At 32.3% G+C, this 24,394-nt stretch carries 21 protein-coding genes; 16 read left to right on the top strand and 5 right to left on the bottom strand.

Going from position 1 to position 24,394, the window contains the following annotated elements:
* Window positions 1–12: 12 nt before the first annotated feature.
* The 3 genes from AWE51_RS06330 (at window position 13) to AWE51_RS06320 (ending at window position 3,162) form a co-directional block, all read left to right on the top strand.
* On the top strand, window positions 13–894 hold the full coding sequence (locus AWE51_RS06330; protein WP_066311142.1) for a carbohydrate kinase family protein: 882 nt from the start codon (window positions 13–15) through the stop codon (window positions 892–894).
* Between the two features lie 143 nt (window positions 895–1,037).
* Window positions 1,038–2,144 carry a hypothetical protein gene (locus tag AWE51_RS06325; protein ID WP_066311141.1) on the top strand — a complete coding sequence of 369 codons (1,107 nt, stop codon included), beginning with the start codon at window positions 1,038–1,040 and terminating at the stop codon, window positions 2,142–2,144.
* A 118-nt stretch (window positions 2,145–2,262) separates the two neighbouring features.
* The gene (locus tag AWE51_RS06320; protein WP_066311138.1) at window positions 2,263–3,162 is read left to right on the top strand and encodes a hydroxypyruvate isomerase family protein; all 900 of its coding nucleotides are present in this window, start codon (window positions 2,263–2,265) and stop codon (window positions 3,160–3,162) included.
* A 3-nt stretch (window positions 3,163–3,165) separates the two neighbouring features.
* On the opposite strand, the gene AWE51_RS06315 is transcribed toward AWE51_RS06320, so the two are convergent.
* Complete coding sequence (locus AWE51_RS06315; protein ID WP_066311136.1) at window positions 3,166–3,525, bottom strand: hypothetical protein; 360 nt, start codon at window positions 3,523–3,525, stop codon at window positions 3,166–3,168.
* Window positions 3,526–3,785: 260 nt separating this feature from the next.
* Between AWE51_RS06315 and AWE51_RS06310 the strand changes: the two genes are divergently transcribed.
* The 9 genes from AWE51_RS06310 (at window position 3,786) to AWE51_RS06270 (ending at window position 13,697) form a co-directional block, all read left to right on the top strand.
* The gene (locus tag AWE51_RS06310; protein WP_066311133.1) at window positions 3,786–4,205 is read left to right on the top strand and encodes a transposase-like zinc-binding domain-containing protein; all 420 of its coding nucleotides are present in this window, start codon (window positions 3,786–3,788) and stop codon (window positions 4,203–4,205) included.
* Window positions 4,206–4,316: 111 nt separating this feature from the next.
* Window positions 4,317–5,549, top strand: a complete 1,233-nt coding sequence (locus AWE51_RS06305) for a hypothetical protein (protein WP_066311130.1) — start codon at window positions 4,317–4,319, stop codon at window positions 5,547–5,549.
* 11 nt (window positions 5,550–5,560) lie between these two features.
* Entirely contained in the window at window positions 5,561–5,818 is a 258-nt protein-coding gene (locus tag AWE51_RS06300) for a DUF4212 domain-containing protein (protein ID WP_066311128.1), read from the top strand.
* A 30-nt stretch (window positions 5,819–5,848) separates the two neighbouring features.
* Window positions 5,849–7,621, top strand: coding sequence for a sodium:solute symporter family protein (locus AWE51_RS06295; protein ID WP_066311125.1), 1,773 nt, complete (start codon window positions 5,849–5,851; stop codon window positions 7,619–7,621).
* 271 nt (window positions 7,622–7,892) lie between these two features.
* Window positions 7,893–10,580, top strand: coding sequence for a sensor histidine kinase (locus AWE51_RS06290; RefSeq protein ID WP_066311123.1), 2,688 nt, complete (start codon window positions 7,893–7,895; stop codon window positions 10,578–10,580).
* A 41-nt stretch (window positions 10,581–10,621) separates the two neighbouring features.
* Window positions 10,622–10,990 (top strand): response regulator transcription factor, encoded by a 369-nt coding sequence (locus AWE51_RS06285; protein WP_066311121.1) that lies wholly within the window; start codon window positions 10,622–10,624, stop codon window positions 10,988–10,990.
* Between the two features lie 25 nt (window positions 10,991–11,015).
* A complete protein-coding gene (locus AWE51_RS06280; protein ID WP_066311649.1) occupies window positions 11,016–11,234 on the top strand; it encodes a hypothetical protein in 219 nt (72 codons plus the stop codon).
* Between the two features lie 47 nt (window positions 11,235–11,281).
* Entirely contained in the window at window positions 11,282–13,189 is a 1,908-nt protein-coding gene (gene acs / locus AWE51_RS06275) for an acetate--CoA ligase (RefSeq protein WP_066311119.1), read from the top strand.
* A 10-nt stretch (window positions 13,190–13,199) separates the two neighbouring features.
* Entirely contained in the window at window positions 13,200–13,697 is a 498-nt protein-coding gene (locus tag AWE51_RS06270; protein ID WP_066311116.1) for a DinB family protein, read from the top strand.
* Between the two features lie 12 nt (window positions 13,698–13,709).
* Here the strand turns inward: AWE51_RS06270 and AWE51_RS06265 are convergent, their stop codons facing one another.
* Complete coding sequence (locus AWE51_RS06265; protein WP_066311114.1) at window positions 13,710–15,350, bottom strand: ABC-F family ATP-binding cassette domain-containing protein; 1,641 nt, start codon at window positions 15,348–15,350, stop codon at window positions 13,710–13,712.
* Between the two features lie 141 nt (window positions 15,351–15,491).
* On the opposite strand from AWE51_RS06265, the gene AWE51_RS06260 reads away from it, so the two are divergent.
* Both AWE51_RS06260 and AWE51_RS06255 read left to right on the top strand, forming a co-directional pair.
* The gene (locus AWE51_RS06260; protein WP_066311110.1) at window positions 15,492–16,178 is read left to right on the top strand and encodes a DUF4386 domain-containing protein; all 687 of its coding nucleotides are present in this window, start codon (window positions 15,492–15,494) and stop codon (window positions 16,176–16,178) included.
* A 179-nt stretch (window positions 16,179–16,357) separates the two neighbouring features.
* Complete coding sequence (locus AWE51_RS06255) at window positions 16,358–17,140, top strand: hypothetical protein (RefSeq protein ID WP_066311107.1); 783 nt, start codon at window positions 16,358–16,360, stop codon at window positions 17,138–17,140.
* 12 nt (window positions 17,141–17,152) lie between these two features.
* On the opposite strand, the gene AWE51_RS06250 is transcribed toward AWE51_RS06255, so the two are convergent.
* Entirely contained in the window at window positions 17,153–19,462 is a 2,310-nt protein-coding gene (locus tag AWE51_RS06250) for a DNA topoisomerase 3 (RefSeq protein ID WP_066311105.1), read from the bottom strand.
* Between the two features lie 288 nt (window positions 19,463–19,750).
* Between AWE51_RS06250 and katG the strand changes: the two genes are divergently transcribed.
* Both katG and AWE51_RS06240 read left to right on the top strand, forming a co-directional pair.
* On the top strand, window positions 19,751–21,988 hold the full coding sequence (gene katG / locus AWE51_RS06245) for a catalase/peroxidase HPI (protein WP_157766036.1): 2,238 nt from the start codon (window positions 19,751–19,753) through the stop codon (window positions 21,986–21,988).
* 175 nt (window positions 21,989–22,163) lie between these two features.
* Window positions 22,164–22,793 carry a GyrI-like domain-containing protein gene (locus AWE51_RS06240; protein WP_066311094.1) on the top strand — a complete coding sequence of 210 codons (630 nt, stop codon included), beginning with the start codon at window positions 22,164–22,166 and terminating at the stop codon, window positions 22,791–22,793.
* Between the two features lie 107 nt (window positions 22,794–22,900).
* Here AWE51_RS06240 and AWE51_RS06235 read toward each other — a convergent pair whose 3' ends face one another.
* Complete coding sequence (locus tag AWE51_RS06235) at window positions 22,901–23,623, bottom strand: alpha/beta hydrolase (protein ID WP_066311092.1); 723 nt, start codon at window positions 23,621–23,623, stop codon at window positions 22,901–22,903.
* 193 nt (window positions 23,624–23,816) lie between these two features.
* Window positions 23,817–24,221 carry a hypothetical protein gene (locus tag AWE51_RS06230; protein ID WP_066311090.1) on the bottom strand — a complete coding sequence of 135 codons (405 nt, stop codon included), beginning with the start codon at window positions 24,219–24,221 and terminating at the stop codon, window positions 23,817–23,819.
* Window positions 24,222–24,394: the final 173 nt, after the last annotated feature.

Here is a 24,394-nt window from a genome sequence, read left to right as displayed (position 1 = left end):
ATCTCTATTAAAATGAAAATCACAAGCTTTGGAGAAGTCCTTTGGGATATATTTCCTGAACATAAAAAAATAGGAGGAGCACCGCTTAACGTAGCCTTGAGGTTAAATGCTATGGGAGTTCAATCTTCAATATTAACACGAATAGGAAATGATGATCTAGGTAGTGATATTAAAGATTATGCAAAACAAAGAGGAATATTAGTAGATGCTGTTCAAATAGATAATCATTACAAAACAGGGGAAGTTTTGGTTGCTTTGGATAACGAAAATACGGCTACTTATAAAATTAGTAAACCTGTAGCCTGGGATTTTATTGAATATTCTGATACTATGAAAAAAATAGTAAAAGAATCTGATGCCTTTGTTTTTGGTAGTTTGGCTAGTAGGAATGAGGTTTCGAGAAAAACGTTATTTCAATTATTAGAAAACGCAAAATTTAAAATTTTAGATGTAAACCTCCGACCACCACACTATACTACCGATTTACTTTTAGAATTAATGCAAAAAGCAGATTTCATCAAGTTAAATGATGAAGAATTAGAGGAGATTTGTACTGAGTTTAAAATTTTAACCGATACTATAGAGAACAAAATATTGGAAGTATCAAAACGTACAAATACTTCTCAGATTTGTATTACCAAAGGAAGTCAAGGTGCAATATTATTTTTTCAGAACCATTTTTATTACAACAAAGGATATAAAGTAAAAGTTATAGATACAGTAGGTGCAGGGGATTCGTTTTTGGCAACTTTAGTTTGTGGTTTACTTAAAGAAGAATTACCACAATTGTCAATTGATACCGCCTGCGCTGTTGGTGCAATGGTTGCCGCAAAAAAAGGAGCAAATCCAATTTTTTCAAAAAAAGAAATTATAGAATTTATTGAAAAACAGTGATTTGTAATTTTTTTTGATTCGTTATATTTTTCATCATTTTTTTTGAAAAAAAAGCAAAAAAAGAATAGGGTAAACTTATAGTATGTTGTTGTGTAATAAATCGGGCTTATTCCGATTTTAACTATAATTAAATAATTTACACAATGAAAAAGTTAAGTTTATTAAAAATTGCAGCGATAGCTGCATTAGCGTTCACATCCTGCGAAAAGGATAATTTGGATTCTCCAGAATCAATAGGGCCTCAAGAAATAACAGTAAATAGAGCGCCTTTATCTGCAAAATTTAAAGTAGATGTTAGTAAAATAACAAGAACAGGTAATTTACCTCAAAGTATTCAGGAGTTAAGAGACGAAGGTATTAGAGTTTCTGGCGGCTTAGCCGACTATGTTAGAAATAGTTTAGAGACATTGCTTAGAGCTGCAGAGCTTTCAATAACGAACCCAGATAATTTAAGGGAATTTGGATTTTTTGAATCTGAAATTATAGAGTTAATAGAAGTCAATAGGAGATATAATGATTTAGTAACGTTGTTAAATTTAGATTTCAGTTCGTTTACTTCTGTTCCAACAACACTAACAGAGGCCCGGGCGGCAGGAATTCCAATTTCTACAAGTCTAGAAGTATTAGGTGATTTACAAACAATACTAACCAGAAGTTTAGTATTAACTGGTTTTAACGATCCTCTTAGATCATTAACTAGTAGTGACAGAACAGAAGTTAGAAGATTGAGAAGAGTTTTTATAGCTATTCAAGAAGCAGTAGATGGAACAGGTGATGGAGGAGGAACCGACGGCGGTGACGGAACAGATGGAGGTGATGGAACAGGTGATGGAGATGGAACAGACGGAGGCGACTCAACTATAGAACTTAATGAAGCTTCTCTTGCATTTATTGCTCGGTTTAATTTTCCTCAAACTGTTGTGAATCAAATAGCAGAACGTAACGCGCCATTCTTTGGAGGTGCTGATGCGCCATTTGAGAGGTTAAGAGAATATGAAGCAATTGTTGTTAACTTTGCGAGTACAGCTACGTTTTTGGGTAATGGAGTTTATAGAGTACAAACGACTAATAGTCAAGGAACACAAACATTTTTTGTAGAAAGAACCATTGAGCAATTAAGAGGGAGTTTTCAAAGTATTTTGTTTGCCAGAACTGGGCTAAATCCTGGAGATAGATCTCCTGCTTTAGATGAAGTCTTAGCTAGAATAGCCGATGAGTATACGCAAACTTTTATAAATTCAGTTTCATAATATAAATCATAGTTAATCCTATATATTTATAAAAGACTGTCTGAAAAGACAGTCTTTTTTAGTTTAGAGATATCATTTTTAAAAATAGTATCTTTAATATACTATAATACCTTTTAATATGTCACATAATATCAATCGTCGAAAAGCAGTTAAAAATATTTCTCTTAGTCTAGGGGCTATAGGGTTAACGGGAACAATAACAGCATCTTCTTTAGGAGAAAAAGAAGATAATAGAATCAGGAATCAAATAGATTTAAAAGGTAACATAAACCATGCTGCCTGTAGATGGTGTTATCAAGATATCCCACTACAAGAATTTGCAGAAAAAGGAAAAGATATAGGATTAAAAGCAATTGACTTATTAAAACCAGAAGAGTGGCAAACGGTACAATCACTTGGGTTAGAATGTTCGTTGGCAACAGATACTTTTGCAAGTATTACAGATGGATTTAACAATCCTAAATATCATGAAAAATTACAAAAACAATACCTTGAGCTTATATCTAAAGCTTCATACAAAGGAATTAAACAAGTAATAGTCTTCTCAGGAAATAGGAATGGTATTTCTGAGGAAATGGGACTAGAACAATCTGCTAAAGGACTAGATATTCTAGTAAAACATGCAGAAAAAAATAATGTGACACTTGTAATGGAGTTGCTTAATAGTAAGGTAGATCATAAAGATTATCAATGTGATCATACCCCTTGGGGAATCTCGTTAGTTGATAAGATCAGATCAAACAACTTTAAATTGCTATACGATATTTATCATATGCAAATTATGGAAGGAGATATTATAGCCACAATTAATAAATATAATAAATACATAGGCCATTATCATACGGGAGGAGTTCCTGGTAGAAATGAAATAGGCAACAAACAAGAACTTAACTATCCAGCTATAATGAAAGCTATAGTAAAGACAGGTTTTAAAGGATATATAGCACAAGAATTTATCCCAACATATCCAGATAAGCTTGCTGCATTAAAAGAAGGGATTGCCATTTGCGATGTATAATAGTTAACGAACCAAAGCCTTTAAATCATCGATAACATTTAAATTGTGTCTTAAACTAGCATAAAGAATAAACAAAACAAAGATTGCAATTGTAAAGCCGAGTAAAGTTCCATTTTTATTACTGGTGGAGAACTGTTTAGAAGTTTTAAGATACATCTGAGATAATTTTTTAGTACACTTAGTAACTAAGGCAAAGGCAGGAGCAAAAATTAAAACCACTATTGCCATATCGATAAGTACTAAAAGGTAACCTTGTTGGTCTATATGTTTTTTTACATACTTGATAATATGTTCATTAATTAAGGCAGCACAAAGAACAGCAACTGCATAAATAGCGTATTGAGTAATTCTCTTATTATTCATAGGGCTTAACTACTATATTTTCTGTTATAAAGATAATGCGTTGGCTAATATAGGGCTAAAGTTTCGCACGATTAAAACGTATTTACCATTTACTTTAGTATGATTTTAGTTTGATGAAAGTATAATGTTTTAAGATTTTTTTTGTGTTTTAGTAATTATAAATGATGAGATGTTGATGATAATTTGCTAAATTGATATATTTATGCTAAATAAATATAGTTAGTTTAAATACATTTCATTATTCAAAAAATAAAGTAGAAATGAAAATCAACGAATGCCCCAATTGCGGCTCACAAGAATATATAAAAAGTGGTGTAATTAATAATCGACAACGCTTTAAATGCAAATCTTGTGGTTATTTTTTTTCAGTAAATAAGATCGGAAAGAAAATAGATGATTACTACGTAAACAAAGCACTTCAGTTATACTTAGAAGGACTAACCTATAGGGAAATTGAACGAATTTTAGGGATTTCTCATGTAAGTATAATGAATTGGGTGAAGAAATATAATATTAAAAGACCTTACAATTCTAACTATCATCCTACATATAAAATATTAAATGCACTAGAACTGTCAGCGTACTTTCAAAATACTCAAAATCTTTCTGGAGCTGGTGTTCTGGTAACTGAGCTTGGTGATAAATTTATGCTCATAAAATGGGAACGTTTTAGAGACTAAGTATAACAAATTAACAAAAAAATATATTAATTTTTTGTTAACTATTAGTTTTTAGGAGATTAGTAGTGTGCACACACAATCATTTTAATTAATCTAATCTTTTTAAATTCCATGAAAAAAGAACTAATTATACTGTTGGGCTTAAGTTTGTTTGCTCTACAGTTAGGTCATTCACAAGGTTCTCCGGATTACACAGGTGGACTTAAAGTGAAACTTAATGAAGAAGGTTCGAAATATTTTAGAATTATTTCTTGGGCACAATTTTGGACACGGTATCAAGATGAAGTTCCCGATGATGTAAGTAATACAAATTTCAGTATTCGTAGAGCCAGAATTTTAACATATGCACAAATTAATAAGGATTTTTTAATACTCACCCATTTCGGTCTAAATAGTCTAAATGCAGAAAATCAAAGTCCCATTGGGACGGGAGATCGGTCCCAATTATTTTTTCACGGGGTTTGGGTGCAATATAGCTTAGGTTCTAAACATGCTATAGGAGGAGGTTTACATTATTGGAACGGTATTTCTCGTTTAAACAATCAAAGTACGCTTAATATAATGACTTTGGATAACAACCGTCAATCCTGGGCTACTATTGGATTATCGGATCAATTTGCTAGACATATCGGTATATATGCCAAGGGAACTATCGGTAAACTTCAATATCGAGTGGCGATTAATGAGTCGGGGACGAGTACACTTCAAGATGGGGTAGCTCCAACACCAGATGGATCTGCCGTATATGCAGGTAGAAGGTTGTTAGGATCAAAAGATGCTGGAAAAAATTTCGCAGGATATTTTGATTATAATTTTTTGGATCAAGAATCTAATTTTTTACCCTATAAAGTTGGATCATATATAGGGGGTAAGAAAATTTTTAATGTAGGAGCAGGTTTTTTCTATCATCCTAAAGGAAGCGTTATAGCCAATACAGCAGGAGAATTAGAAGGAGAGGATGTATCTATTTTTGCAATCGATGCTTTTTATGATGCTCCTATTGGTAAAAATGGTTCGGCTATTACTGCATATGCTACATATCAAAACAATGATTACGGAAAAAATTATACCTTAGGTCAAACATATGAAACTGGATCAATGATTTATAGTCATGTAGGATATGTCATCCCTAATGATAATAAGAAAACAAAGTTTCAGCCATATGCTTCATTTAATGTAAGATCTATTGATGCAATTGATGATAATGCTACGACTTTTGGGTTAGGTGCTAATGCATATTTTAGTGGTCATAACTCTAAATTGACACTAGAATATTTAAATACAAAATATGGGGATAATGATGCACAAAGCTTTCTGACCCTTCAAGCAATGATTTATTTATAATTTTTTCAACTATGACAGATAAACAAAAAGCAGTCGCCTATTGGAAAGAGAATCTCAAATATTTAGTCATTTTGTTGACGATTTGGTTCTTAGTTTCCTATGGAGCAGGAATAGTATTCAAAGATGCCCTTAATACAATTAGATTAGGAGGTTTCAAATTAGGATTCTGGTTTGCACAACAAGGCTCCATTTATGTTTTCGTAATACTCATTTTTGTGTATGTACGATTAATGAATAAGCTAGATAAAAAATACGGTTACGATGAGTAGTCAATATATAAATCAAAAAAACACAATATTATGAGCGTTCAAATATGGACATGGATTTTAGTAGGGGTTACTTTTGCTCTTTATTTTGGGATTGCCATTTGGGCTAGAGCAGGTTCTACAAAAGAATTTTATGTTGCGGGAGGAGGAGTTTCTCCGTTAGCCAATGGTATGGCTACAGCAGCAGATTGGATGAGTGCTGCATCATTTATATCAATGGCAGGAATTATATCTTTTAGCGGATACGATGGATCTGTTTATTTAATGGGATGGACCGGTGGTTATGTACTCTTGGCACTGTTATTAGCGCCGTACTTAAGAAAATTTGGAAAGTTTACAGTACCAGATTTTATTGGCGATAGATATTATTCAAATACAGCTAGAACAGTTGCAGTTATATGCGCTTTGATCGTATCGTTTACATATGTTGCAGGCCAAATGAGAGGTGTAGGAATAGTTTTTTCTCAGTTTTTGCAAGTAGATATTAACCTAGGAGTAGTCATAGGAATGGCAGTGGTACTTGTATTTGCCTTTTTAGGTGGTATGAAAGGGATTACATATACACAAGTAGCACAATACTGTGTGTTAATATTTGCGTTTATGGTACCAGCATTCTTTATTTCAATGCAAATGACAGGAAACATTATTCCTCAATTAGGAATGGGAGGCACCGTAGAGGACGGAACATTTTTATTAGACAAATTAGATACATTACATACGCAACTAGGATTTAAAGAATATACAACGGGGTCTAAATCTACATGGGATGTTTTTGCAATTACACTGGCTTTAATGGTTGGTACTGCTGGATTACCTCATGTAATTGTACGATTTTTTACTGTTCCTAAAGTTAAAGATGCTCGTAAATCTGCAGGTTTAGCATTATTATTTATTGCAATATTATATACTACTGCTCCTGCGATTGCTGTTTTTGCTAGAACCAATTTAATTGAGACAGTTAGTAATACCGAATACAAAGCGGTACCTGAATGGTTTAAGAACTGGGAAAATACAGGGTTAATTGCATGGTCAGATAAAAATGGTGATGGAAAAATACAATATGTAAGTGGAGCGGCAATGAATGGTAAACCAAAATATACCAATAATAGAGGCGAGCATGGGGAACGATTAGTATCAAATGCAAATGATTCTGCTAATGAATTATATGTAGATCGTGATATTATGGTTTTGGCAAATCCAGAAATTGCAAAGCTTCCAAACTGGGTTATAGCATTAGTTGCAGCCGGAGGATTAGCAGCAGCATTATCTACTGCGGCGGGCCTATTACTAGTGATTTCAACTTCGATTTCACACGACTTAATAAAAAAACAAATAAAACCAAATATATCCGAAAAAGGAGAGCTTTTAGCTGCTCGTATAAGTATATTAGTAGCTATTGTGATAGCTGGATTGTTTGGTATTTATCCGCCAGGTTTTGTAGCAGCAGTCGTCGCCTTGGCATTTGGTCTCGCAGCAGCATCATTTTTCCCAGCAATTATCCTTGGGATTTTTGATAAAAGGATGAATAGGCAAGGGGCAGTATCGGGTATGGTAGTTGGTATTACACTCATGTTATTTTATATGATACGGTATAAAACCGGGTTAATAGGAGTGATGGATGCTAGACCTGCAAATGAATGGTGGTTCGGAACCTCACCAGAAGGTTTCGGTACAATTGCTATGATCGTTAATGTGATTATCTCAGTAGTAGTTTCCAGAATGACACCTCCACCACCAGAAAATGTACAAGAGATCGTAGAACATATAAGAATTCCAAGCGGAGCAGGAGAAGCCTCTTCGCATTAAAGAATGGTAGGAATAGTTTAGGGTGTTGTACAATTTGTAGAACACCTTAATTTTCCTAGTTTTATGTAATAAAGAATAGAAATAATGAAAAAAAGACATCAGCAAAAACTAATTATTCTATCATTGATGCTGTTTTTAGTGTGGAATGTTCCGTTGGTATTGATTTTTGATCACTCTGGCGAAATTTTTGGATTCCCAATTATTTATTTTTTTATTTTTCTTATTTGGATACTTGCAATACTGATATCATTCTTCATTTTACGAAGGTATTATGAATAACTATGTTTTAATATTTATAATTGTTGCCTATTTAGCCTTTTTATTTCTAATTGCCTTTTGGGCAGAGAAAAATTCAAAGAGCAAATGGGTAAATAACCCTTATATCTATGTGCTTTCTTTAGCTGTATATTGCTCTGCATGGACATATTACGGTAGTGTTGGTATCGCATCGCAGTCTGGAATAAGTTTTTTGACTATATATCTAGGACCAGTAATGTCATTACCACTTTGGATATTGGTGATGAGAAAAGTTATTCGAATATCAAAACAACATAAAATTTCTAGTATTGCAGATTTTATCTCCTTACGTTATGGTAATAATAGGTTTTTAGGAGCTCTAGTGGCTATTATTTGTGTTTTTGCAATTGTTCCCTATATATCTTTACAACTCAAAGCTATTTCTGAAACTTTTGAGATTATCACAGATGATACGAGCTACGTTTCAACGTCGGCACTTGATGATTCAACTTTTTATATTTCAGTACTATTAGCTGTATTTATTGCTTTTTTCGGAACACAAGCAACAGATGCTTCGCAGCGTAGAAAAGGTATAATGACTGCTGTAGCAGTAGAATCTGTATTAAAGTTAGCTTTTTTCCTTATCGTAGGTATTTATATAACTTTTTATCTATTTGACGGTACAACAGATATTTATCAGCAAGCTTCTACACTTGAAAATTTTAAAAAAATAACCTCGTTTAATGGACTCGAATCTGGTTTTAATTGGTTGTTTACCATATTGCTATCCTTCTTTGCGATCTTTTTATTACCAAGACAATTTCATGTATCCGTAGTAGAAAATGAAAGAGAACGATATTTAAAAAAAGCAATATGGCTATTTCCTTTGTATTTATTACTGTTTAATGTCTTTGTTATTTTTATTGCTTGGGCAGGAAACCTAACACTTGTAGATAACACGGTAAACCATGATTATTATACTCTATTATTACCCCTTTATCATGATAACCTTGTGTTGGCGATATTAGTGTTTTTAGGAGGGTTTTCTGCGGTAATTTCTATGGTTGTCGTATCAACACTAGCTTTATCAACAATGGTAAGTAATAACCTAATTATACCTTATGGCTTCTTGGATAAATTTATTAAAGGAAACCCCGAAAAAAATGCTAATTATATTAAGAATATCCGAAGAATTTCAATTTTCACCTTAATTATAGTAGCCTATTTTTTCTATGTCAATTTTTCATATGAACTGTCTTTGTTTTCTATTGGGTTAATAGCTTTCGCAATTATAGCTCAGCTCGCACCTTCATTTTTTATTGGCCTTTTTTGGAACCGTGGATCGGCAAAAGGTGCGGTAATAGGAATGGTTACAGGCATTTTAGTAGTTATTTATACCTTGATTCTTCCTTTCGTAGTAAATGTACTAACAGGCAGTAATACCCTTGTTGATGAAGGTTTATTAGGAATTAAAATGCTAAAACCGTATGAGCTTTTTGGAATTAGTTTTTTAAGCCCAGAAGCACATGCTTTTTTCTGGAGTATACTATTAAACACTTTCGGTTATCTTACTTTCTCATTAAGCTCAAAAGGTAACTATCGAGAACGTAATTATGCAGAAATGTTCGTTAACAGTAATAATTATGCAAATCTACAAGAAGGTGCTTTTGTATGGAAAGGAGAGGCATATGTTTCGGATATACGTAATGTGTTAAATCGATTTCTAGGAGAAGAAAGAACAGAAAGAGCATTAAATATTTTTAATGTTAAATATGGTGTATCTAAAAGAGAGGAAATGGCAGATGCCAGACTTATAAATTTTTCAGAAAAACTTCTTACAGGTAGTATTGGTAGTGCGTCTGCACGAATACTTATAGGAAGCGTAGCTAAAGAGGAGCCGGTTAGCTTATTAGAAGTTCTTAAAATATTAGAAGAATCTAAAGAAACAATTACTATAAATAAAGCGCTAAAAGAAAAATCTGAAGAATTAACAGAGCTTACAGAGCAGCTAAAAACAGCAAACTCTGAGTTGCTTATTCAGGATCGTTTAAAAGATGAGTTTTTAGATACAATAGCACATGAGTTAAAAACCCCTATTACATCTATAAAGGCTGCATCAGAAGTATTAACCGAGGAAGACGATATGCCAAAAGAATTGAAAGATAGATTTTTAGATAATATAGTTACAGATTCTGATCGATTGGCTAGATTAGTACATAATATTATGGATTTAGAAAAATTGTCTAACGGAAGACAAGAGTTAGTAGTGCAAATAAATGAAATAAATGAAACGATACAAAAAGCAATTAGTGGTATCGAACATATTGCCCAGACCAAAGGAGTAGAGGTTATACATCAAAGAGGACTATCGATTTATGTAAGTTATGATGAAGATCGTATGCTCCAAGTGCTAACAAATTTATTATCAAATGCATTAAAATTTATAGCACCTACCACTGGAAATATTCTCATTATCGCTAAAGAGAAACAAGATATTGTGGAAATCGCCATAGAAGACAACGGAAAAGGTATTCCAAAGGAGGATATGAACTATATTTTTGATAAATTTTACCAGTCAAAACATCAAAATATTAAAAAACCAATAGGAAGTGGGTTGGGATTAGCTATTAGTAAAAAAATAATAGAGGGTCATCAAGGAAAGATATGGATCGATAAAAAGTATAAAAAAGGAGCACGTTTTGTGTTCACAATACCCAAATAAGAATTAAGCCCTAATTTAAAGATCAGAAATAATACAGGCCTATGAAGAAGATTTTAATTGTAGATGATGAACCAAATATAGTAATGTCATTAGAGTATACTTTTAAAAAAAAGAATTTTGAAGTATTTATTGCCAGAGATGGAAGTGAAGCTATAGATATTGCAGAAAGCAGTATCCCAGACGTAATTCTTTTGGATATTATGATGCCAAATGTTGATGGTTATGAAACATTAAAAAAGATAAAAGAGAGTACTAATCTTAAGCATACTAAAATTGTATTTCTCACAGCAAAAAATAAAGCAACGGATATAGAAAAAGGCTTACAACTAGGAGCAGATAAATATTTAACTAAACCATTTTCTGTTAAAAAATTGGTTTTAGAGATTAATGAACTTCTTGATAAAAATTAAAGATAAATATTCAAAATTATTAATAATGAAATTAAAATTATCCCCTTTAGTATCTGATATATTCATAAGTATTTATGCTGTTATTTCATTATATATTCGTTTCAAACTAGAAAGCGAAACACCAATTAGTACGATTAATTCAATGGTGATCGGAGTGTGCTTTGTAGTAATTATTTGGGTACTTATCAAATTAAAAGTTTTAAATCCAAATTGGTTTGGACTGTTTAATTATAAAAAAAAGTAAATAAGAAAAATTAGAATAAAAAAACATAAATATAAAAGTTAACCACAATGAGTAATTATCACATAAAACATCTAGAAGAATATTACCAAGTATATCGAAAATCCCTTCGAGATCCAGAAACATTCTGGGCAGAAGTAGCAGAGGAACACTTTATGTGGAGGAAAAAATGGGATAATGTGTTGAGTTGGGATTTTACAAAACCTGAAATTAAATGGTTTGAAGGGGCTCAATTAAATATAACAGAAAATTGTATCGATCGTCATTTGCGTAATAGAGGACATAAAACAGCCATTTTGTTTGAACCCAATGACCCGAACGAGGATGCACAGCATATAACCTATAAACAATTACATGAACGTGTATGTAAATTTGCTAATGTATTAAAAGAGCAAGGTATAGCAAAAGGAGATAGGGTTTGTATCTACTTGCCAATGATTCCCGAATTGGCTATTTCTGTATTAGCTTGTGCTAGAATAGGTGCAGTACATTCAGTCGTTTTTGCAGGGTTTTCTGCAACAGCATTATCCACAAGAATTAATGACTGTGAAGCCAAAATGGTGATTACATCAGATGGTTCATATCGTGGTGCAAAGACCATCGATCTAAAAGGTATTGTAGATGAAGCATTAGAAGATTGTTCGGGAATCTCATCTGTTTTAGTGGCTAAGCGTGTAGGTTCTGATATCCAAATGAAATCAGGGAGAGATCATTGGCTGGAGCCATTATTGGAAGCCGCGTATAAAGACTGTGTACCTGAAATTATGGATGCAGAAGATCCTTTGTTTATTTTATATACTTCTGGATCTACAGGTATGCCAAAAGGAATGTTGCATACTACTGCTGGATACATGGTATATACGGCTTACACTTTTAAAAATGTATTTCAATATAGAGAAGATGATATTTACTGGTGTACAGCTGATATAGGATGGATTACAGGTCACTCTTATATTGTTTATGGGCCATTGGCTAACGGAGCGACTACTGTTATGTTCGAAGGGGTGCCATCATATCCGGACTTTGGACGTTTTTGGGACATTGTGCAAAAACATAAAATCACTCAATTTTATACAGCACCAACCGCAATAAGAGCATTGGCAAAAGAAAACTTGGATTATGTTACCAATCGTGACTTATCCAGTCTTAAAGTATTAGGAACAGTGGGCGAGCCAATAAATGAAGAGGCATGGCATTGGTATAATGATCATGTTGGAGATAAAAAATCCCCTATTGTAGATACTTGGTGGCAAACAGAAACAGGAGGGATTATGATTTCTCCAATCCCATATTCGACACCTACAAAACCAACTTATGCTACCTTACCAATGCCTGGAATACAACCGGCTCTAATGGATGAAAACGGTATTGAAATTAAAGGGAATCAAGTTGATGGTCGTTTATGTATTAAGTTTCCATGGCCATCAATGGCAAGAACAATTTGGGGTAATCACAAACGTTTTAAAGAGACTTATTTTTCTGCCTTTGAAAATAAATATTTTACAGGAGATGGTGCTTTACGAGATGAAGTAGGGTATTATAGGATTACAGGTAGAGTAGATGATGTTATCATTGTTTCGGGACATAATTTGGGAACGGCACCGATCGAGGATGCTATAAATGAGCACCCGGCTGTAGCAGAATCTGCGATAGTAGGATTTCCACATGATATTAAAGGAAATGCACTCTACGGATATGTTATTTTAAAAGAAACAGGAGAGTCTAGAGATCGCGATAATCTAAGTAAAGAAGTAAATCAACAGATTACAGATAAGATAGGCCCTATTGCAAAATTAGATAAAATACAATTTGTTCCAGGGTTACCAAAAACTAGAAGTGGTAAAATTATGAGACGTATCTTGCGTAAGATAGCTTCAAAAGATACCAGTAATTTAGGAGATACTAGTACCTTGTTAAATCCAGAAGTTGTAAAAGAAATTATGGATAAAGCATTATAATTTATACTATATGCAAATAAATAATATAGAAAGCTTTTTGGAGTACTATTCAAAAATTAAGAATAGAACCAGAAAGCTTTTTGACTATGTTCCTCCAGAACATATAGAATGGACATATCAAGAAGGAAAATTTTCTATAGGTGATATAATTCGGCATTTAGCCACAATAGAGCGATACATGTATGCCGAAACAGTACAATATAAACCAAGTTTATATAATGGTTGTGGTACAACATATGCCAAAGGATACGATGAAGTTATTATGTTTTATAATACACTCAATAAAGAATCTATGGATATCTTTTCAAAATTGAAAATAGAAGATTTGAACAATAAATGTAAAACTCCGGGAGGAATAGATATTACGATATGGAAATGGTTAAGAGCAATGGTAGAACATGAAGTACATCATAGAGGTCAATTGTATTTGTATTTGAGCATCTTAAAAGTAAAAACACCGCCTATTTTTGGATTAACATCTGAGGAAGTAATACTAAATAGTGAGTAATTAAGGCGTAATTTAATTGGCTTTCAGATCAATTTGCTTTAGATTCTCTATTCTATTCCTAATCAAAAACTCATCTATGGTTTCAAAATGTTCAATGACTCTTTTGTTTTTAAATTCGAATACTTTTTGAGATAGACCTTGTAAAAAATCTCGATCATGAGATACTAATATCAAAGTGCCATCAAAGGCTAATAAGGCTTCTTTTAGTACATCTTTGGATTTAATGTCTAAATGATTTGTAGGTTCATCAAGAATAAGAACATTTACTGGCTCAAGCAATAGTTTAACCATTGCTAAACGTGTTTTTTCACCTCCGGATAGTACAGATACTTTTTTATCAATATCATCTCCGCTAAACATAAATTGACCTAATATATTTTTAATTTGAGTCCTGATATCACCTTCAGCGACTTCATCAACAGTTTGAAAAACAGTAAGACTAGAATCCAATAAAGATGCTTGATTTTGCGCAAAATATCCAACTTTGGCGTTATGACCTAATGCGCATTCTCCTTCAAAATCAATTTCACCCATGATAGCTTTTATCATCGTGGATTTTCCTTCGCCATTACGTCCAACAAAAGATACTTTTTCACCACGAGCAATAGATAGACTGGCATTTTTAAAAACAATATGCTCGCCATAACTTTTAGATAATTCTTTTGCGATTACAGGATAATCTCCTGAACGCATTGAGGGAGGAAAACGAAGTTTTAATGCAGAGGTATCGATTTCATCGATTTCTATGATTTGAAGTTTCTCTAGCATTCGTTCCCTAGAGTTGACTTGATTAGTTTTAGAATATGTTCCTTTAAACCTATCTATAAACTCTTTAGTATCAGAAATAAATTTTTGTTGTTCTTGATATGCTTTAATTTGATGTGCACGACGATCTTCTCTTAATTGAAGATAATGAGAATAATTAGCTTTATAATCATAAATTCTTCCCATTGTAACTTCTATTGTACGATTGGTAATATTATCAATAAAAGCTTTGTCGTGAGAGATTACTATTACGGCTTTTGCTTTATTAATTAAGAAGTCTTCGAGCCAGATAACAGATTCTATATCTACATGATTTGTAGGTTCATCAAGTAAAATAAGATCGGGTTTTTGAAGTAAAATTTTAGCAAGTTCAATACGCATACGCCATCCTCCGCTAAATTCACTAGTGGGGCGTTTAAAATCCTCTCGTTTAAATCCTAAACCTTGTAGAGCTTTTTCTATTTCAGCATCATAATTTACTTCTTCAATGGCATAGAATTTTTCGCCTAAATCAGTTACCTTTTGTATAATATTCATGTACTCCTCAGATTCATAATCTGTTCGCGTCTCGAGTTCTTTGTTTAGATGATCCATTTCTTGCTGCATGGCCGTAATATGGCCAAAGGCTTTTGATGCTTCTTCAAAAACAGAACAATTATCATCTGTTAATAGGTGTTGAGGCAAGTATGCAATAACAGCTTCTTTTGGATACCTGATATGACCTCGCGTGGCTTTTTGAACTCCAGCAATTATTTTCATCATAGTAGATTTACCTGCTCCGTTTTTCCCCATCAACGCAATTTTGTCATTTTCATTAATCACAAAAGAAACGTTGTTAAACAGGGTCTCTCCACTAAATTCTATTGCTATGCCGTCTACAGAAATCATATTGTTGTATTAAAGATGCAAAACTAAAAAAAAGTGAGCTATACCAAAGAAATTAGTTGTATTTGTAAGTGTCAAACTTTTATATGTAACAAATAAGTGTAAGTGACTACTAATCAGTATCATTAATCAAAACCAATCATTATGAAACTCACAAAAAAATCAGGAAGACTTCTCGGCCTTCTTTTCTTGGCAAGTGTAATTACAGGTGGAACGGGTACAGCTCTTAGAAACCTTACAGGTGTGAAGACCAACTCAATCGATTTTCTTAATCATGTTTTAGCACATGTAAGCGAGATGAAGTTAGCGATATATACTGATATATTGTCAAGTATTATAGCTTTAGGGATTGCAATATTTGTATTTCCATATATAAAAAAATACAATCAAAGACTTGCAATATCCTATTTTGGAATTGGGTTGATAAATTTTATAGTAATAATCGTAAGTAATATTATCCATATCGCTCTACTTTCTGTGAGTACAGATTTTGCAAATAGCGGTGCTACTGTTATTGAAACAAATTATACTGTCTTAGCAAATATGCTCTATGATATGTATTATTGGTCGCATTTTTTAATGTTAATGTTCTATAGTGTCGGGGGATCTATGCTGTATTACTTCTTATATAAAGTTAAGCTTATTCCGACATGGCTTAGTATATGGGGACTTTTGGCCTCGGCTATTGTTTTTATGGGGGGAGCCTTGCAAATGGCCGACGTAACAGTATCATTTTTAATGTTTGTGCAAAATGGAGTTTTTATCTTATCATTTATTATTTGGTTACTCGTATTTGGATTTAATACCGAAAAATTTAATAGTTATGCGTAAGAGTATGTTTGTTTTTTAAAGATATCGTTTTGTAAATCGGTCTTATATATTGGTACTTTTAATGGTTATCTTCTTTGTGTTTTAGCCATGGTTAAATATACTGGGCATTGGGTATTTACTATCCGATGTGCAAATACTACTTTTGAAAAGTATATAAATTAAAACCTAAAAGAAAAAGCATGTTAAGTAATTCTGAAAAAGATAAAATACGATTAGAAGAGGTTTATCGACAAGAAGTCATAAAAGAAATAGGAATAGCAAAAGAATCAAATTCTTCACTTTGGACATTTTTAAATTCTGGATTTGTCTTGTTTCTTTTATCATCTGTTGTATTAGGAGGATTGTCTTTTTTTTATAAAGAATGGAAAAATGATCAAGTAGAATATCAAAGAAGTCAGAATACTAAGAAAATCAATGAGCAGATCAAATCTAAATTAATAGAAGAAACTCTGGTTAGATTTAATGTTATAGAGAAACTTGCAGATACGATACCTGAATATAAAAGTAAAAATGTACTAATAGCATATTGGGGAAATTCAATTCGCGAGGAAAAAGGTTTAGATTTACAATACTATCATTTAAGGCCCTTGTTTGCAGAGTATGAAAAATTAACGTTATTAGAAATACTTACAGAACTTAAACGATATTCTGATGGAAATATTAAAGAGAAAATTTCGCAAATAAGAAATATTTTAATTCATCGTTCAGAAGAATTAAATGGAGGCAAGTTTGTGTACTCTAAAACGAGAAATGGAGAGATATTACCTCCAGGAAGATTATTAAAATCAAATAATAATGGTCCCTATGAATGGACTTATATAACTAAAGAAAATAGAAAAATTAAACTTCATAGAGAAAAAATACCACTTGTAAGATATTTTACGGTATCTGCAGATCAAAGAGATTTAATTAAATTAATTCAAGAATTAGATGTTTTACTTGATAAAGAAATCATACACTAACAGGAATTTTCTTTAGGGGGTTTTTATCTGTTCATTAAGTAAAGAAAAGACTAATTCAGGAGTTAACGTTTTACCATTTGCTTTTTCGCGAATGGTATTGAACTCGTACTTAAAATTACATCCACTTTTATAAAGGCTACATCCATAAGCTGTTTTACCTTTAAGAATGTTTCCTTTTTTACATTTGGGACAAGGCATGGGATTAGGTACATCTTTACTTGCAGAAGGTTTTGTGATTTTTTTTTCTTCTAATATTAATTGAAATTGATCATCAAAACGAATTAACCCTTCTTTAGTTACAGTATTATCTTTAAAGCCTTTAAGATTAACCGTACATCCTTTTTCTAGTAAACGTAAATACTGTTTTTCTGATATTTTCTTTTTCTTAAAAGAAAAAGGAAGTATAAAACTACAACCACTTTTATAGTGACTACATCCATAAGCTGTTTTTCCTTTTAAAAGAGTACCTTGTTTACATTTAGGGCAAGGTTTTCCATTAATAGTAGTATTTACTGTTTTTTTAGGTTTAGAAATAGTATTCAAATTAGTGTGTGAAATATTAGCACGCTTTTTTTCGGTTCTAACCTCATATACCAAATGATCTACCATTTGTTTCATGTTTTTAATAAAATTAGCAGCATGATAATTACCTTTTTCTATTTCTTTAAGTTGTTTTTCCCATTGCCCAGTTAGCGCTGCAGAAGTAAGTAATTTATTTTGTATTGTATCAATAAGTTGTATTCCTGTTACTGTTGGAAGAATCTGTTTTTTGTTACGTTTTATGTATTTCCGCTTAAATAATGTTTCAATAATATTGGCGCGCGTAGAAGGTCTACCTATACCATTCTCTTTCATTAACTCTCGCATTTCATCATCATCAACTTGTTTTCCAGCCGTTTCCATTGCTCGTAGCAAAGTAGCTTCTGTAAACTGATTAGGAGGTTTAGTCTGTTTTTCTAAAAAAGAAGGTTCATGAGGTCCTTTTTCTCCTTTTTCAAAAGAGGGTAATATGTCTTTATCTTTTTTATGATTTGTATTAGAGTTTTCAAATACTATTCTCCAGCCTTTTTCTATAATTTCTTTACCAGTAGTTTTAAAAGTAACCGTGTCTGCTTTACCAATTACTGTAGTATTTGCAACTAAACAGTCGTCATAAAAAACAGCAATAAAACGTTTTGTGATAATATCATATACTTTTTGTTGGTTGTATTGCAAGTTCATTTGTACACCTGTAGGAATAATAGCATGGTGATCTGTAACTTTTTTATCATTAAAAACTTTAGAGGACTTTTTAATTTTCTTATCTAATATAGTTTGAGTAAGGTTTTGATAACTTGTTAGTTTTTGTAATATCCCTGGTATTTTTGGATACACATCATTAGGTAAAAAAGTAGTATCTACTCTGGGGTACGTGATCACTTTTTGTTCGTATAGTTTTTGTGCTATTTTTAGTGTTTCATCTGCAGAAAAACCAAATTTGGTATTACAGTAAACTTGTAAACCAGTAAGATCAAAAAGTTTAGGAGCATATTCTTTTCCTTTTTTCTTGGTAATAGAGAGAATTTCGAAATCACTCGCTTTTACAACTTTAGCAAAAGTTTCTCCTTCTTCTTTCTTTAAAAACCTTCCTTCTTCACAGTTAAACAATGTATCCTTATATACAGTTTGTAACTCCCAATAGGGTTGAGGCTTAAAATTTGAGATTTCTTTAAAACGATTTACTAACATTGCTAATGTTGGGGTCTGTACCCTACCAATAGATAGTACTTGTTTATATCCACCATGTTTTACAGTATACAGCCTAGTTGCATTCATACCTAGCAACCAATCCCCGATAGCTCTAGAAAATCCAGCATAATACAAATTATCGTATTGAGCTGAAGGTTGTAGTTTTTCAAATCCTTCTTTAATAGCTTCAGTAGTTAATGATGAAATCCAAAGGCGTTTTACTTCACCTTTATAGTTTGCTTGATCAATTACCCATCTTTGTATAAGCTCTCCTTCTTGACCGGCATCCCCACAATTAATTACTAATGTTGCCTGATCAAATAGTTTTTTTATAACATTAAATTGTTTTTGAATACCAGAATTGTCGACTAATTTAGTTTTGAACTTATCTGGTAACATAGGAAGATTATTAAGATCCCAACTTTTCCAGTATGGTTTATAATCATTAGGCTCAAACAAGGTACACAGATGCCCAAAAGTATAAGTTACGGCATAACCATTACCTTCATAATATCCATCATATTTACTACTAGCTCCTAATACAGTAGCAATTTCTCTGGCAACACTTGGTTTTTCGGCAATACAAACTTTCATGATAGAAAACAAAAATAATTAAAATAGCATTAGTGTTATGATAAAATTGTTTAATACCTAATTCACTCTACAATCATGGAATAATGTAATTAGATGAAATATAGACCCTTCAATGTTGTGTTATAGATATTATCTATTTAGGAGCAACTTTATATAAAATATCAATTTTTTTTCACCGGAAAATACATCTAAATTTAAGGATCGACAATAAAACCACTTTTTAACCTAAAAATTACACAAATGAAAAACAAACTCTTAATAACCTTAGTTTTTTCTATGGTTCTCTTAATGGGGTGCCATCAAAATGATATTAAAGGGGATGCTCCTGTAGAAAAAGGAAAATGCCCATTTGGTTTTTCTTCAGAAGGACCCTCAGGAGGACTTAATGTAAGTAATGATGGTAAAACCAACAGAGATTGGTGGCCTAATCAACTTGATTTAAGTGTTCTTAGACAACATTCATCCCAATCAGATCCTATGGGAGCAGGTTTTAATTATGCAGAAAAATTTAATAGTCTGGATTATGATGCGTTAAAAAAAGATTTAACTGATTTAATGACAGATTCTCAAGATTGGTGGCCAGCCGATTATGGTCATTACGGAGGTCTATTTATTCGTATGGCTTGGCATAGTGCAGGAACGTATAGAACAGGTGATGGACGAGGAGGTTCACGAGAAGGACAACAACGTTTTGCACCTCTTAACAGTTGGCCGGATAATGGAAATTTAGATAAAGCGAGAAGACTCCTTTGGCCAATTAAACAAAAGTATGGAAGTAAAATTTCTTGGGCAGATTTAATGATTCTCACAGGAAATGTTGCCTTTGAATCTATGGGCTTTAAAACTATTGGATTTGCAGGAGGTAGAGAGGATGTCTGGGAACCAGCAAGTAATGTATATTGGGGCCCAGAGACTAAAATGTTAGATGATGAACGATATACGGGAGATCGCGAATTAGAAAAACCTTTGGCAGCAGTTCAAATGGGACTTATATACGTCAACCCTGAAGGACCAAACGGAAACCCAGATCCGGTGGCAGCAGCTATTGATATAAAAGAAACATTTGGACGAATGGGGATGAACGATGAAGAGACTGTTGCCCTTATAGCGGGAGGTCATACATTAGGTAAAACTCATGGTGCAGCTAGTGGCTCAAATTTAGGAGCTGCACCAGAAGAAGCTAGTATTGAAGAACAAGGATTTGGATGGAAAAACGCACATGGAACGGGAAAAGGAAAAGATGCCATTACATCTGGTTTAGAAGTTATTTGGACAGCTACACCTACAAGATGGAACAATACCTTTTTTGCTAATTTATTTAATTTTGAATGGGAGCTTACTAAAAGTCCAGCAGGTGCTCATCAATGGCAAGCAAAAGATGTAGGAGAAGTATTTCCCGATGCATTTGATTCAGAAAAGAAACATAAGCCAACAATGCTTACTACAGATCTCTCGTTACGATTTGATCCCGTATATGAAAAAATTTCAAGGAGATTTCTAGAAAACCCAGAAGAGTTTAATGCAGCTTTTGCAAGAGCATGGTTTAAATTAACACATAGAGATATGGGGCCTAAAACTACCTATCTTGGACCAGAAGTTCCTAAAGAAGAATTTGTGTGGCAAGATCCAATCCCAACTGTGGATCATGAACTTATAAATGCAAAAGATATAGCAGATTTAAAATCAACTATTTTAGATTCTGAACTTACTATAAGTGAGTTAATTTCTACATCTTGGGCATCTGCATCAACATATCGTAATTCGGATAGGAGAGGAGGAGCTAATGGTTCACGTATACGATTAGAACCTCAAAGAAATTGGGAAGTTAATAATCCTAAACAGTTAAATAAAGTTTTAACGACTTTAGAAAAAATCCAGAGTGATTTTAAAGCAAAAGGAAAAAAAGTGTCTATTGCAGATCTGATAGTTTTGGGAGGCGCTGCAGCGGTAGAAGAAGCAGCAAAAAAAGCTGGTTACCCTGTAAAAGTTCCTTTTACTCCTGGACGTATGGATGCACTACAAGAACAGACAGATGTAGCTTCGATGGCATTGCTAGAACCAATGGCTGATGGATTTAGAAATTATCTAAAAACTAAATATACTTTAACAATAGAAGAGTTACTTGTAGACAAAGCGCAATTATTAACTTTAACAGTGCCAGAAATGACTGTTCTTGTTGGAGGTATGCGTGTGCTAAACACTAATCATGACAACTCTAGACACGGTGTTTTTACCAAAAGTCCGGGAACGTTAACAAACGATTTCTTTGTAAATCTTTTAGATATGAGTACCGAATGGAAAGCTGTATCTGATGCCAAAGAAAAATATGAAGGAAGAGATAGAGGAACAAATGAGTTAAAATGGACAGCTACACGTGCCGATCTTATTTTTGGTTCTAATTCAGAATTAAGAGCGTTGGCAGAGGTTTATGCCAGTAATGACGCAAAAGAGAAGTTTGTAAAAGATTTTGTAAGCGCTTGGACAAAAGTAATGACACTTGATCGCTTTGATTTGAATAAGTCTTAACCTTTTTAAAAATCGCAACTTATAATAGTCCCACTTTAGTAAAACTGTAAAGTGGGACTATTGTTTTATACCAATACTTCTTTCGATATTAGATATAGAATCATTAGTGACATAGGGTTGTCATTATTGCAGATTATTTTTGCATTATGTTCTAAATTTTAAACAATAATGTACTATGAAACATGAATGGAGAAAAAAAGAAAAAGAGATTTATTTACCTAAAAATAAACCTGAAATAATAGATGTGCCAACATATCAATTTCTTGCAATAGAAGGTGAAGGTAATCCAAATAGTGATGAGTTTTCTGAATATATTGGTGTGTTGTATGCTGTTTCATATGCCATAAAAATGACACTTAAGAAAGAAAGAAACAGTAAAGATTATAGAGATTATACAGTATATCCTCTTGAAGGTGTTTGGGATATAAATGAAGAAGCCAAGAAAATTTTTGATGGAAAGATCAATAAAAACGATTTAGTTTTTAAATTGATGATTAGACAGCCTGATTTTGTAGAAAAAATCTTCGTTGAAGAAATGATTGAGTTAACTAAGGTTAAAAAACCATATAGATTTTTAGAAAATATAAAATTTGAAACTATAGAAGAAGGAAAATGTGTTCAAATGATGCATTTAGGAAGTTATGATAATGAATTAGATAGCTTTAAAATTATGGAGTCTTTTGCTGAACAAAAAAAACTTTGTAGGCTTTCTAAAATACATAGAGAAATTTATGTTTCTGATTTTAGAAAAGTAGCTCCAGAAAAATTAAAAACTGTATTAAGATTTAGAGTTACATCTAAATGATATTTTTTTAAGGATTTAATCAAAAAAACAAGTAACAAATAAAAAAGATTTCTAATCAAGTATACTGTTTAGAAATCTTTTTGATAATTTTTAAGAAATGATTTTGTTTAAATAGTATTCAAAAAACCTTTTACTGCGGCCCAATATTCTTTGCTATCCGGAAATTTATCCCATAAGGCTCTTGCCCCATGATTACCTTTAGTCTTAGGAAGAAAAGATTGTTTCTTGTTAGAAGGAATAACATCGTAGATTCCCGACCAACTTTCTTTTTCATTTTGTGCAGAAGTAATAAATACGGGTGCTTTTATATGACTAGCACTTTTAGTAATAAATTTTTTATCTCCAAAATATTCTCCAGGAGAAAATGATAATGCAGCATCGATAGCATCAGGATAATCTCCAGCATATTTTAAAACAAGGGCAGAAGAATATGAACTCCCCCAAATAATGAGCTTTTTAGGTTTATATGTTTTTTTTACATAAGCTACAGAAGCTTCTAAATCTTGAAAAGCATCAACATAAGCAGTTTTCTTACCTTTCTTTTTGGCTAAGGCATTAGTTTCATTTTGAACACCATTAACACCACCTCCCGATCTCTGGTCTACAGCTAAGCATTTATAACCAAGTGCATTTAACTTTGGAGCAATTTCTTTATATTCTCCTCGACTCCAACCAGCTTGATGAAAAAGAATTATAAATGCATCACTACCTTTTGCGTCATACAAATCTGCAGTGATAGTAATTCCATCCTTAGCGTCATACTCAACTTTTTGTTGACTATAACTATATATTGTTAAAAATAGAAGCACTGATGTTAGTAAATGTTTCATCCAAAAAAATGTTTTTAGTATTAAAATAATTCATGCTCAAAATACTAAATATTGTAGTTAATCAATACTTCTAAAGGTTTTTTAAGTATATTTTATAAGTTTAAGAGTCGGTTATATAAAGGAATAGTAATAATACATCATACGATCATAATTGAGATAGTGCAATTATTTTATAAAGACTTTAGAGGAAATATTATTTTTTGGAATTAAGACCAACAATTTTTATTATTTCACTTCCATTAGTTATTGCCAAGTCAATCGTATGATGGTCAGTCGAATTTATATGTTTTCTAAAATCATCAAAAAAATCTGGATTTAGATTTTTAATTTCTTCAATAATTTCGTCTTTTATATCTCGACTTAACTTCTGAATCTCTATAGATTTTGTATTAATAGTTTCGTTGATTGGATTAACTTTTGCTCTTAATACTGTTAGATCGTATGCAGCTTCTCCTTCTAAAAAGAAAATACCTCTAAATATTTCTTCTCCAGAGTAATACTCTTGTATTGCTTCATTATTATTGCCATAGCTTATCAAGAAAATACTTGTGACTAAAGTACTTAAAGCGATAATGGTTTTTATGTTTAAACTTTTCATGACATTTTGGTGTAAGAGTTATTTATAACAGCTCGATATGTTATCCAATTTTTAACTTTTATTGAATATCACAAATATCAAAAGAAGAGTGGTGAAAAAATATTACATCATATTTCATGCATAGAAATGATACCACCATTTCTAAAAATAAATGATAAAACTAAATAGAGAGG

The organism is Aquimarina aggregata (assembly GCF_001632745.1).
GTDB lineage: Bacteria > Bacteroidota > Bacteroidia > Flavobacteriales > Flavobacteriaceae > Aquimarina > Aquimarina aggregata.
The sequence above is the reverse complement of the archived record's forward strand: the minus strand, read 5'-3'. Positions and strand labels throughout refer to the sequence as shown.